At 75.7% G+C, this 11612-nt stretch carries 8 protein-coding genes; 5 read left to right on the forward strand and 3 right to left on the reverse strand.

The genetic code is table 11. The annotated features are described in order from the left end of the window. Positions 1 to 59 precede the first annotated feature (59 nt). From NWP10_RS07535 to NWP10_RS07545, 3 genes are all read left to right on the forward strand, one after another. Entirely contained in the window at positions 60 to 1436 is a 1377-nt protein-coding gene (locus tag NWP10_RS07535) for an acyl-CoA dehydrogenase family protein (protein ID WP_258300426.1), read from the forward strand. Beyond that, positions 1433 to 2854, forward strand: coding sequence for an NtaA/DmoA family FMN-dependent monooxygenase (locus NWP10_RS07540; protein WP_258300428.1), 1422 nt, complete (start codon positions 1433 to 1435; stop codon positions 2852 to 2854). Before NWP10_RS07535 ends, NWP10_RS07540 begins: the two co-directional genes overlap by 4 nt. Before the next feature lie 227 nt (positions 2855 to 3081). Beyond that, complete coding sequence (locus tag NWP10_RS07545) at positions 3082 to 3957, forward strand: siderophore-interacting protein (RefSeq protein ID WP_258300429.1); 876 nt, start codon at positions 3082 to 3084, stop codon at positions 3955 to 3957. A gap of 141 nt (positions 3958 to 4098) precedes the next feature. On the opposite strand, the gene NWP10_RS07550 is transcribed toward NWP10_RS07545, so the two are convergent. Continuing rightward, the gene (locus NWP10_RS07550; RefSeq protein WP_375162470.1) at positions 4099 to 5922 is read right to left on the reverse strand and encodes an ABC transporter ATP-binding protein; all 1824 of its coding nucleotides are present in this window, start codon (positions 5920 to 5922) and stop codon (positions 4099 to 4101) included. A gap of 247 nt (positions 5923 to 6169) precedes the next feature. Here NWP10_RS07550 and NWP10_RS07555 point away from each other — a divergent pair, with 247 nt between their 5' ends. Beyond that, the gene (locus NWP10_RS07555; RefSeq protein ID WP_258300432.1) at positions 6170 to 6700 is read left to right on the forward strand and encodes a MarR family winged helix-turn-helix transcriptional regulator; all 531 of its coding nucleotides are present in this window, start codon (positions 6170 to 6172) and stop codon (positions 6698 to 6700) included. A gap of 150 nt (positions 6701 to 6850) precedes the next feature. On the opposite strand, the gene NWP10_RS07560 is transcribed toward NWP10_RS07555, so the two are convergent. Further along, a complete protein-coding gene (locus NWP10_RS07560) occupies positions 6851 to 8335 on the reverse strand; it encodes an MDR family MFS transporter (protein WP_258300433.1) in 1485 nt (494 codons plus the stop codon). Between the two features lie 101 nt (positions 8336 to 8436). Then, positions 8437 to 10635: an acetate--CoA ligase gene (gene acs, locus NWP10_RS07565; protein ID WP_258300434.1), complete on the reverse strand. Its 2199-nt coding sequence runs from the start codon at positions 10633 to 10635 to the stop codon at positions 8437 to 8439. A gap of 296 nt (positions 10636 to 10931) precedes the next feature. Here acs and NWP10_RS07570 point away from each other — a divergent pair, with 296 nt between their 5' ends. Further along, on the forward strand, positions 10932 to 11519 hold the full coding sequence (locus tag NWP10_RS07570; RefSeq protein ID WP_258300435.1) for a hypothetical protein: 588 nt from the start codon (positions 10932 to 10934) through the stop codon (positions 11517 to 11519). The last annotated feature ends 93 nt before the right edge of the window (positions 11520 to 11612 follow it).

Here is an 11612-nt window from a genome sequence, read left to right on the forward strand (position 1 = left end):
TCCCCACCCCGCCCGGTCCGGCACCGGCACCCCGCCCGCCCACACCCCAGGAGCCCCGCATGACCGCCTCCCGCCTGATCCCGCCCGCCGTCGACCCCGCGTCCCTGCCCCGCGACCTGCCCGGCCTGCGCGCCCACTTCCGCCCCGTCGTCGAGGAGATCGCCCGCGGCGCCCTCGAGCGGGACCGTGCCCGCCTGCTGCCCTTCGAGGCCGTCCGCGCGCTCGGCCGCGCCGGCTTCTCCGTGCTGCGCGTGCCGCGGGAGGCCGGCGGCCCCGGCGTCGACGTGCGCACCGTGACGGCGCTGCTCGTGGACCTCGCGGCCGCGGACTCCAACGTCGCCCACCTGTACCGCTCGCACCTGGGCTTCCTGGACGCCCTGCGCTTCCAGCCGCAGCCCGTGCGGGACCGCTGGCACGCCCTCGTGCTCGCCGGCGCCACCGTGGGCAACGCCTCCACGGAGCGCGGCGGCAACGCCCTGGGCACACTGAACACGCGCCTCACGGCGCCCACGGACGGGGACCACGACGGCGCGCCCGGCGCCGCCTGGACCCTCACCGGCACGAAGTACTACGCCACCGGCTCGATCTTCTCCTCGCACACGCGGGTCTCCGCCGCGGTGGTGCGCGCCGACGGCTCCCTGGCGCCGGGCCGGGGCTTCGCCGTCGTACCGGTGGACGCCCCCGGCGTGAGCCTCGAGGACGACTGGGACGGCTTCGGCCAGCGCCTGACCGGCACCGGCACCGCGGTGTTCGAGGACGTCGCCGTGGACCCGCGGGACGTGCTCGAGCGGATCCCCGGCTCGCCCGAGGCCGTGCACGAGGCGGCGTGGTTCCAGCTGATCCTGCTCGCCGTGCTGGCCGGGATCGCCCGCGCCGCCCGGGACGACGCCGCCGCGCGGGTGGCCGCGCGCGTGCGCACCTTCAACACCGGCCTGGGCGTGCCCTTCCGCGAGGACCCGCTGATCCAGGAGGCCGTGGGCCGGATCGCGGCGAAGGCCTCCGCGGCCGAGGCGGTGGTCCTCGCGGCCGCCGACGCCCTGGACGCCTCGCTCGCCGCCGGCGCCGCCACGGGGGCCGACCGCTGGGGCTTCACCGGACCCGTGCCGCCGGAGTTCGCCGAGGCCGAGCTGGCCGTGGAGCACGCGCAGATCACCGTCCCCGAGCTGGCCCTCGGCGCCGCCCAGGAGCTGTTCCTCACCGGCGGCGCCTCGGACACGAGCGTGGCCAAGGGCCTGGACCGGCACTGGCGCAACGCCCAGACCGTCGCCACGCACAACCCCATCGCGTTCCGCGCCCGCGCCGTCGGCGACTACTGGATCAACGGCACCCTCCCCGAGGGCCTGAACGCGATCGGGGACGCGCCCGCCGCGCCGTCGTCGTCGGCCGTGGACGCCGCGCAGCCGGCCCCGGAGCCCGCCGAGGCGGGCGCCCGATGACGGCCCCCGACGGCGCTGCCGCCCCCGACGCCGCCCCTGCACCCGACGGCGCCTCCACCCCCTTCCTGCTCAGCGCCTTCGAGATGATGACGCCCGTCCACCAGTCCCCGGGGCTGTGGCGGCATCCCGAGTCGCGGATCGCGGAGTTCGACCGGCTCGCCTACTGGACGGGGCTGGCCCGCACCGTGGAGGACGGCGGCTTCAGCGCGCTGTTCCTCGCCGACGTGCTCGGCCTCTACGACGTGTACGGCGGCGGCATCGAGGCCACCGTGCGCGGTGGCGTGCAGTGGCCCGTGCTGGACCCGGCGGTCGCGGTGCCGGCCATGGCCGCCGCCACCGAGCGGATCGGCTTCGGCGTGACGGCGTCCGTCACGTACGAGCGGCCGTACCTGCTGGCCCGCACCCTGGCCACGCTGGACCACTTCACCGGCGGCCGCGTGGCCTGGAACATCGTCACGAGCTACCAGGACTCCGCGGCCCGCAACCTCGGCCTGGACCGGCAGATCCCGCACGACGCGCGGTACGACCTCGCCGACGAGGCCCTCGACGCGCTCTACCGGCTGTGGGAGGGCTCCGTGGAGCCCGGCGCCGTGAGGTTCGACCGGGCGGCCGGCGTCGTGGCCGACCCGGACCGCGTGCACCCGGCCGCCGTGGCCGGCGCGCACGTGCGCGTCCCGGACGCCGCGCTCACCCACCCCGGCCCGCAGGGCACCCCGTACCTGTTCCAGGCCGGCGCCTCCGCGCGGGGGCGCAGGTTCGCCCTCGAGCACGCCGAGGCCGTGTTCGCCATCGGCCCGACGCCGGCCCACGTGCGCCGGTTCGTGGACCAGACCCGCGCCGGGCTCCTGGAGGCCGGCCGCGCCGCGGACGCGATCCGCGTGCTGGCGATGGTGACCGTCGTCGTCGCCGAGACGGACGAGGCCGCGGCGCAGCGGCTGGCCGGGTACGCCGAGCACGTGGACGTGGCCGGCGCGCTGGCGCTGTGGGGCGGCTGGACGGGCGTGGACGTCGCGGGGCTGGACCCGGACGCGCCGCTGGAGCACGTGGTGACGGACGCGAACCGCTCCGCGCTCGCGGCCTTCACCGAGGATCCGAGCGGGCGGACGTGGACGCTGCGGGACGTGGCGGAGTTCGTGGCGATCGGCGGGCGCGGGCCCGTGATCGTGGGCTCGCCGGAGACCGTGGCCGACGAGCTGCAGCGCTGGCAGGCCGAGACCGGCGTGGACGGCTTCAACGTCTCCGCCGCGGTGCGCCCGGCCGACCTCGAACGGTTCGCCGCGCTCGTGAGCCCCGAGCTGCGCCGCCGCGGGGTGCTGCGCGAGCCCAAGGCCGGGCGGACCCTGCGTGAGAACCTCTCCGGCGCCGGGCCGGCCCTGCCCGCGGACCACCGCGGCCACGCGTTCCGGACCGCCGGCTGAGCGCCACCGCCCGTCGCCACGCATCCCCCCGCCACCACGCGTTTCGGGTGACTTGTCGGAGGTGATCCGGCTCCTGACCCCCGACAAGTCACCCTAAACGCGCAGGGGGGCGGGGCGGGGCGGGGCAGGGCGTCGGGGCACCCCCTGTGACGCCCGCCCCTGACCCGTGCGGGCCGGGCGTGGGAGAGTGGGGGCCGATCCCCGCCCGCCTCACCCGAGGAGCCCCCATGACCCGCCCCGCGACCCCCGGCCGTCCCGCGCGGCCGCAGACCGTGCTCACCGTGGTGCGCACCGAGCGCCTCACCCCGCACATGGTGCGGGTGAGCCTGGGCGGGGAGGAGTTCGCGGCGTTCCACGCCCGCTGGGCGGAGAAGGGCGCCACGGACCAGTACATCAAGCTGCTGTTCGCGGACCCGGCGCTCGGCCTCACCCCGCCCTATGACATGGACGCCCTGCGCGAGCGCCTCGCCCCCGAGCAGATGCCCGTGCGCCGCACCTACTCGGTGCGCGCCGTGGACGCGGAGGCCGGCACGGTGGACGTGGACTTCGTGGTCCACGGCGACGACGGCCTGGCCGGCCCGTGGGCCGCGTCCGTCCAGCCGGGGGAGCAGGTGTGCTTCGGCGGCCCCGGCGGCAACTACCGCCCGGACCCCGCCGCCGACTGGCACCTGTTCGCCGGCGACGAGGCGGCCCTGCCGGCGATCGCCGCCGGACTGGAGGACCTGGCGACGACGGCGCCGGACGCCGTCGGGACCGCGCTGATCGAGGTCGAGGGGCCCGAGGACGAGCAGCCGGTGACGGCCCCGGCCGGCGTCGAGGTGCGCTGGCTGCACCGCGGCGCCGAGTTCACCCCGCAGAGCACGCGCTGGGCGGCGGCGCTGCGGGACGAGCCGTGGCGCGAGGGCCGGGTGCACGCGTTCGTGCACGGCGAGCGCGAGCAGGTGAAGGCGGCCCGGGCGTACCTCGCCGACGAGCGCGGCGTGGACCGTCGCGACCTCTCCGTCAGCGCCTACTGGGCGTTCGGCCGCGCCGAGGAGACGTTCCAGGCCGAGAAGCAGACCCCGCTGGGCCAGATCTTCCCGGACGGCACCACCGGCGGCTGAGCCCCCCGAGCACTTTCGTGCGGGAAACGGGAGCCTCCCCCAGCACTTTCGTGCGGGAAACGGGAGCCTGGTCCCGTTTCCCACACGAAAGCGGTCCCTGAGCCTCCCGTTTCCCACACGAAAGCGGGGGCGGGGGTGCGGTCAGCGGGCGAGGGCCGGCTCCGCCGGCGCGGCGCCGGGCACGACGGCGTCCCCCCGGGCGGCGAGGGCCGCGAACGGGCCGCCGGCGCGCAGCAGATCGGCCGGCGCCCCGAGCTCCACGATCCGCCCGCCCTCGAGCACGGCCACCTGGTCCGCGCCCATCACGGTGGACAGGCGGTGGGCGACCATCAGGGTGGTGCGGTGCTCGGCGAGCTCGTCGAGGGCCGCCTGCACGCGCGCCTCGGTGGTGTTGTCCAGGGCGGAGGTCGCCTCGTCCAGCACGAGCACGGGCGGGTTGCGCAGCACCGTGCGGGCGATGGCCAGGCGCTGCTGCTCGCCGCCGGAGAACCGGTGACCGCGGGCGCCCACGAGGGTGTCCAGCCCCTCGGGCAGGGACGCGACGGTCCCGGCCAGCGACGCCGTCTCCAGCGCCGCCCACAGCCGCTCGTCCGTGGCCTCGGGGTCGGCCAGGCGCAGGTTGTCCCGCACCGAGGCGTGGATCAGGTAGGTCTCCTGCGAGACCACGCCGACGATGGCCGCGAGGTCGGCCGGGTCCAGGCGGGCGACGTCGATCCCGTCGATGCTCACGCGGCCCGCGGTCGGGTCGTGGAGCCGGGGGACGAGCGAGGCCAGCGTGGACTTGCCGGAGCCGGTGGAGCCGACCACCGCCGTCGTGGTGCCGGCCGGGACGGTGAGCTCGATGCCGGACAGGGCCGGGGCGCCGTCGTCGTAGGCGAAGTCGACCCCCTCGAAGCGGACGGTGCCGCGCACGCGGGCCGGGTCCACCGGCACGGGGTCCGCCGGCGGCTTGATGGCCGGGTCCAGGTCGAGGTACTCGAAGATCCGCGAGAAGAACGCCAGGGCGGTGACCCACTGCACGCCGATGTTCAGCAGGCCCATGACGGGGCGGAACACCTGGCCCTGCAGGGCGGTGAACGCCACGAGGGTGCCGATGGTCATCCCTCCCGACGTGGGCGGCAGGCCCGCGACCAGGTAGATCACCGCGGGGATGGCGGCGAACACGATCGACATGGTGGCCATGCGCCAGCGGCCGGCCAGCTGACTGCGCAGCTCGAGGCCGATCAGCTCGTGGGAGCGGCCGGTGAACCGCTCGGCGTCGTGGCCGGTGGTGCCCAGGGTCTTGGCGAGGCGCGCGCCCGAGACGGACAGGCCCTCCTCCACCTGGGTGTGCATCTGCGCGAGGGCCGCCTGGCGCTCGTCCGTGACGGTGCGGCGCAGCTGGGCCACGCGGCGCGAGAGCCACACGGCCGGCGGCAGGACCACGAGCGAGATCAGGCTCAGCCGCGGGGACAGCGCGACCATGGCGGCCGCCGTCGCGACGACGGCGGTGAGGTTCGAGGCCACGCCGGTGGCCGTGGAGGTGACCACGGACTGCATGCCGGCGATGTCGTGGGTCAGCCGGGACTGGACCTCGCCGCCGCGGGTGCGGGTGAAGAAGGCCAGCGGCTGCGCCTGCAGGTGGGTGAACAGCCGCACGCGCAGGCTGTGCATGACGTGCTGGCCCATGGCCGTGGCGCGCCAGGTCTGCACGACGCCGATCACGGCCGTCAGCGCGGCGACGCCCACCATCGCGGCGGTCAGCCGGATCAGCAGGGGCACGTCCTGGTTCGGCAGGGCGTCGTCGATCACCGCGCGGACCAGGAAGGGCTGGGCGAGGTTGATGACGGAGGCCGCCGAGATCAGCACGACGACGAGCGCGATGGTGCCGCGGTGCGGGGCGAACAGGCGCGCGATGCGCGGCAGGGACACCGGGTGGCGGCGCAGCTGCGTGCGGTCGGCGGGGTCCAGCCGAGCCGGGGCCATGCCGCGGCCGCCGCCGTCGGAGGCGGGGAGGGAGTCGGCGTGGCCGCGCGGTGCGCGGGTGCGGGGGGCGGATGCGGGGACGGGAGTGGTCATGGGGCGCTCCTTCCGTTCGGGCGCCGGGGCCGCCGCGGGCGGGTCGGCTCGCTCGACTGCGGGATGCAGGGGCGGGGTGTCGACCGGGCGGCCCGGTGATATGCGGAGGTTACCTCACGATGTGTCTGACTCTCAAGTCGGTAGAGTCGGGGGCATGGACTCCGCCCCCGCTGACGCCGCCCGCCCCCACGACGACGGCGCCGACCTGGGCGACCTGATGCACGTGGTATTCCGCCGGCTGCGACGGCGGTGGTCGGCGCAGCTCGAGCCCCTCGGCGTGACCCCGCACCAGGTGCGGGCGCTGCGCGGGGTCGCCGAGGGGGCTGGGGGCGGGATCGGGTCCGGCGCGGGGACGCGCGCGGCGGCGGGGTCGGTCGCGGACGACGACGGCGGGGTGCGGCTGAGGGACCTCGCCGAGCGGCTGCGGATCGCCCCGCGCTCGGCCACGGACGTGGTGGACCAGCTCGAGTCCCGGGGCCTGGTGGAGCGGGCGGCGGACCCGGCCGACCGCCGGGCGGTGCGCATCCGCCTGACCGACGGCGGCCGCGGCCTGCTGCGGCGCGTGCACGAGGCGCGCCGCACCGAGGCTGCGGACTTCTTCGCCGTCCTGGCGCCGGCGGACCGCGCCGAGCTGGCCCGCCTGCTCGCGCGCGTGGCTGCGGACCCCGCGGAGGGGGCCGAGTAGGGGGTCGGGCCGGCGGGTCCTGGGGTCAGCGCTCGGCCGGGAAGCTCGGCCTCCCGTTTCCCGCACGAAAGCGTGGGGGAGCCTCCCGTTTCCCGCACGAAAGCGTGGGGGAGCCTCCCGTCTCCCGCACGAAAGCGTGGGGGCGTGGGCTCAGAGTGGGTTCGGGGCGGGGCGCTTCACGAACCACACCGCCACCACGTTCACGGTGAAGACCAGCGCGCCGGAGAGGAACGCCAGGTGCACGCCGTCCATGAGGGACGCCACCTCGCCGAGGCCGCCGGCCACGGACGACGCCGTCCCCACCGTGAGCAGCGTGATGAACAGGGCGGTGCCCGCCGCGCCGGCCACCTGCTGCAGCGTCGACACCAGGGCGGAGCCGTGCGCGTACAGGCTGCGGGGCAGGGCGCTGAGCGCCGTCGTCATCAGGGGGGAGAACAGCATGGACAGGCCCGTGGAGATCAGCACGTGCAGCCCCACCACCATGAACGCGCTCGAGTCCTCGCTGAGGAACGTGTAGCCCCAGAGGCCCGCGGCGCCGAGGACGGCGCCGGGCACGATCAGCGGGCGGGCGCCCACGCGGTCGTAGAGGTGGCCCACCACGTACCCGAGCAGCGCCATCACCACGCCGCCCGGCAGCAGGGCGAGGCCCGACTGCTGGGTGGTCCAGCCCAGGACCTCCTGCAGGTAGATGGGCAGCAGCACGATGGTCCCGAAGAGGGCGAGCATCGAGGTGAGCATCACGGCCAGCGCCACCGTGAAGGTCGGCCGGGACAGCGTGCGCAGGTCCAGCAGGGCGTCGTCCTTGAGCCGCAGCTGCCGCACCGCGAACAGGGCCAGGGCGAGCACGCCCACGGCCACGGGGATCCACGGCGGCATCGCCGCGTTGCCGGCGGCGGCCTCGCCGATGCTGGACAGGCCGAAGATCAGGCTCGCGAAGCCGACGGCGGAGAGCATGCCCGAGAGCACGTCCAGGCGGACGGGGCGGGGCTCGGTGACGTTGCGGACCCAGGCGGCGCCCGCGGCCAGGGCGATCACGGCGATCGGCAGGACGGTGAAGAACAGCCAGCGCCAGGAGAGGTGCTCGAGGATCACACCGCCCACCGCGGGACCGGACGCCGGCGCCACGGAGATCACGATCGAGATCAGCCCCATCACGCGGCCGCGCCGGGACAGCGGGACCACGTTGAGCACGGTGGTCATCAGCAGCGGCATCATGATCGCCGTGCCCACGGCCTGCACCACGCGTCCGGTCAGCAGCAGGCCGAACGTGGGGGCGAGGCCGGCGATCGCGGTGCCGGCCGTGAACGTCCCCATGGCCAGGATGAACACCGCGCGCAGGGACATGCGGTTCAGCAGCCAGCCCGTGAACGGGATGACCACGGCCATGGTGAGCATGAACCCGGTGGTCAGCCACTGCGCGGTGGCGGCGGTGACGGTGAACTCCGCCATGAGCCGCGGCAGCGCCACGGACATGACGGTCTCGTTCAGGATCACCACGAACGCCGCGGAGACCAGCAGGGCGATGAGCCGGCCGGTGCCGGGGGCGAGGGCGTCGTCGTCGGGACGGACGGCGACGTCGGCGCGGGGCTGCGCGTCGACGTCAGGCCGGGCGGCGTCGTCGGGGGATGCGGGCACGGAGGACCTTTCGGGGCCGGCCGGGGGCCGGGGCGCGGGGGAGGGTGGTCCAGTCTACGGCCCGGCGGACTTCCGTCTCCCGCACGAAAGCGGGGCCGTGGTCAGCGACCCGGGCGGTCCGCCAGCACCTGCGCGATCTGCCCCACGCACACCTCGTTCTGCAGGCTCGTGGTGTCGCCCAGGGCGGTGCCGGTGTGCAGCTGCGTGAGCAGGCGCCGCATGATCTTGCCCGAGCGGGTCTTGGGCACGTCCGGGACGAACACCACCTCGGCCGGCTTGGCCACGGGGCCGATCACGGTGCCGACGTGCCGGCGCAGCTCCTCGGCGCGCTCGGCCGTGAGCGCGGCGGCGGCCTCGTCGCCCTCGGGGCCCGGCGCCCACTCCCGGCCCGGCACCACGAAGGCGACGGCGGCGTGCCCGGTCCGCGCGTCGGGCACGGGGCACACCCCGGCCTCCACCACGTGCGGGTGCGCCACGAGGGCGGACTCGATCTCGATCGTGGAGAGGCGGTGCCCCGAGATGTTGATGACGTCGTCGATCCGGCCGAGGATCCACACGTCCCCGTCCTCGTCGGTCTTGGCGCCGTCCCCGGCGAGGAACCAGCCCTGCTCCGCATAGTCCTCCCAGTAGGAGTGGAAGTACCGGGCCGGATCGCCCCACACGGTGCGCGCCATCGAGGGCGAGGTCCGGGTGACCACGATCTTGCCCTGCGTCTGCGCGGGCACCGGGGCGCCGTCGTCGTCCACCACGGCCACCTCCACCCCCGGCAGCGGCCGCGAGCCGCAGCCGGGCTTGAAGGTGCGGTCCGTGGGGCGCGGGGAGAGCACGGTGGAGCCGGTCTCGGACTGCCACCACGTGTCCACCATGGGCACGGGCTCGCCCATGCGTGCGAGCGCGGCGCGGCCGATCTGCGTGCGCGCCCACGTCCACGCCTCGGGGTTCACGGCCTCGCCCACGGTGCCGATCAGGCGGATCGACTCGAGCGAGTGCTCGGCGGGGATGCCGTCCGGGTGCCAGCCCATCAGCGAGCGGATCAGCGTGGGGGCGGTGTAGTAGGAAGTGACGCGGTAGCGGTCGATCACCTCGAAGTGCCGGCCCGGGTGCGGGGCGTTGGGCACGCCCTCGTAGATCACCTGGGTGACGCCGTTGGAGAGCGGGCCGTAGATCTCGTAGGTGTGCGCGGTGACCCAGGCGAGGTCCGCGGTGCACCAGTGCACGTCCTCGTGCCGGCGCGCCGGGTCCGGGTGGGAGAAGAGGAAGTCGTGGGTCCACGAGGCGGCGGCGAGGTAGCCGGCGGACGTGTGCACGAGGCCCTTGGGGCGGCCCGTGGTGCCGGAGGTGTACATCACGAACAGGGGGTGCTCGGCGTCGAAGGACGCCGGGGCGTGCTCGGTGGGCTTCGTCTCGACGACGTCGTGCCACCACAGGTCGCGGCCCTCGGTCCACGGGATCTCGCCGGCGCCGGTGAGGCCGCAGCGGGCGATCACCAGGACGTGTTCGATCGCGTTGTCCCCGGCGACGGCGGCGTCCGCGTTCTCCTTGACCGGGACCACCTGGCCGCGGCGGTGCTGGCCGTCCGTGGTGACGAGCAGCTTCGCGCCGGTGTCCTCCACGCGGAAGCGCAGGGCGTCCGCGGAGAAGCCGCCGAACACGAGCGAATGCACGGCGCCGATCCGCGCGCAGGCCAGGGCGATGACGATCGTCTCCACGAGCACCGGCAGGTAGACGACGACGCGGTCCCCGGGGCCGATCCCCAGGTCCTCGAGCGCGTGGGCGGCCTGGGCCACGCGCCGCTGCAGGTCCGCGTAGGTGACGGCCTCCCGGTCCCCGGGCTCGCCCTCGAAGTACAGGGCCACCTTCTCGCCGCGGCCGGCGGCCACGTGGCGGTCCACGCAGTTCACGGCCACATTGAGCCGGCCGTCCTCGTACCAGCGCAGCGCGGGGCCGCGCTCGGCGGCGGGGTCCGCGGGCGTGCCGGTGCTGACCCTCGTGAACTCGCGGTCCCACGTGAGCCGGCGCCCGGCGGCGGCCCAGAACGCGAGGCGGTCCTCCTCGGCGACGGGGCGGCCGTCGCCGCGGCCGCCGTGCGCGAGATCCTCGGCGCGGCCGGGGTGGACGTCCGGGTCGGCGGCGTCCACCACGGCCTGCGGGAGCGGGCCGGGGAGCGTGGCGAGGGCCTCGGCGGGCACGCCGTCGTTGGGGCGGCGGACGGGCGCGTCGGGGGCGGTCGGGGCGTCGCCGGGGGAGGCCGGGGCGGAGCTGCGGGCGCGCGTGGCGGCGTCGAGAGGGGAGGGGGTCATGCGGGGGCACCTGCCTTGTCCATCGGTCCCGGCGGGAGCACCTGCGGCGCGGGCCGTGCGCCCGTGGACGGACGACGGCGGCGCCCCGGTTGCTGCGGCGTCGACGAGCCGGGTCTCTCGGCCGCTCTGGATGGGGTCGGGCACCAGCCTAGGCAGGGGGCCTGACGCCGGACGCAACCCGCGGTCACACGCGGGCGGCCGGGTCGTGACGGTGTCGTGGCGCAGTGCGACGATCACAGGGTCAGCACAGCCGCCGCGGCACGCCTCGGGCTGCCGCCCTGCGAAGCAGCCCCCCGATGAAGTCCTCCCTGCTCACCGCCACCGGCCTGCCCCGTGCCGCCGCGGTGCTCGCCGCCGCGGGCCTGCTGCTCACCGGCTGCGCCGCCGACCCGACCCTGGACGAGAACTGGCCTGAGATCCGCCAGAAGGTCGTGGACGCGCAGAGCCTGCGCCTGCAGATGGACGGCGTGCCGGCCGAGATGGCCATGTTCGAGCAGCTCGTCGGAGACCGCTGGATGCTCATGCCCGCGGACGAGGCGGACAGCATGGCCGGCATCTCCCTGAAGGAGATCATGGACGACCTCGAGGCGGACATGCCCGCGGCCGAGGCGTTCGACGGCAAGGACCTCAAGGCCGAGAAGGTGGAGCTCGACGGCCAGGAGTACCTGAAGTACGCACTGCCCGAGGAGTTCCACGACTTCGCCCGGACCATGTACGTGCACCCGGAGGACGAGACCCTGCACCGGCTCGAGGGCACCGGCGGCGAGGACGCCGAGGCGGACACCACGGCCACCTTCTCCGAGTGGAACGCCGTGCAGGCCCCCGAGCGCCCGGCCGAGGACCAGATCTTCGACATGGCCGCGCTGCAGGGCCTCACCGGCTGAGCGGACGCGGGGCGTGCCGCGGCTGCGGGGCACTCCCCGCGGCCGCCGCGCCGTCGGGCACCTCGCCGCCGCGCAGCCCGCGCCGACCCCACC

It is taken from the genome of Micrococcus sp. HG099 (genome assembly GCF_024723355.1).
Lineage (GTDB): Bacteria > Actinomycetota > Actinomycetes > Actinomycetales > Micrococcaceae > Micrococcus > Micrococcus endophyticus.

Bases quoted from the DNA above. Each gene is read 5' to 3' on its own strand.
- NWP10_RS07535 (WP_258300426.1), top strand. From the start codon at position 60: ATGACCGCCTCCCGCCTGATCCCGCCCGCCGTCGACCCCGCGTCCCTG.
- NWP10_RS07550 (WP_375162470.1), bottom strand. From the start codon at position 5,922: ATGGCCCCGGCTCGGCTGGACCCCGCCGACCGCACGCAGCTGCGCCGC.
- acs (WP_258300434.1), bottom strand. From the start codon at position 10,635: ATGACCCCCTCCCCTCTCGACGCCGCCACGCGCGCCCGCAGCTCCGCC.
- NWP10_RS07570 (WP_258300435.1), top strand. From the start codon at position 10,932: ATGAAGTCCTCCCTGCTCACCGCCACCGGCCTGCCCCGTGCCGCCGCG.
- NWP10_RS07555 (WP_258300432.1), top strand. From the start codon at position 6,170: ATGGACTCCGCCCCCGCTGACGCCGCCCGCCCCCACGACGACGGCGCC.
- NWP10_RS07540 (WP_258300428.1), top strand. From the start codon at position 1,433: ATGACGGCCCCCGACGGCGCTGCCGCCCCCGACGCCGCCCCTGCACCC.
- NWP10_RS07545 (WP_258300429.1), top strand. From the start codon at position 3,082: ATGACCCGCCCCGCGACCCCCGGCCGTCCCGCGCGGCCGCAGACCGTG.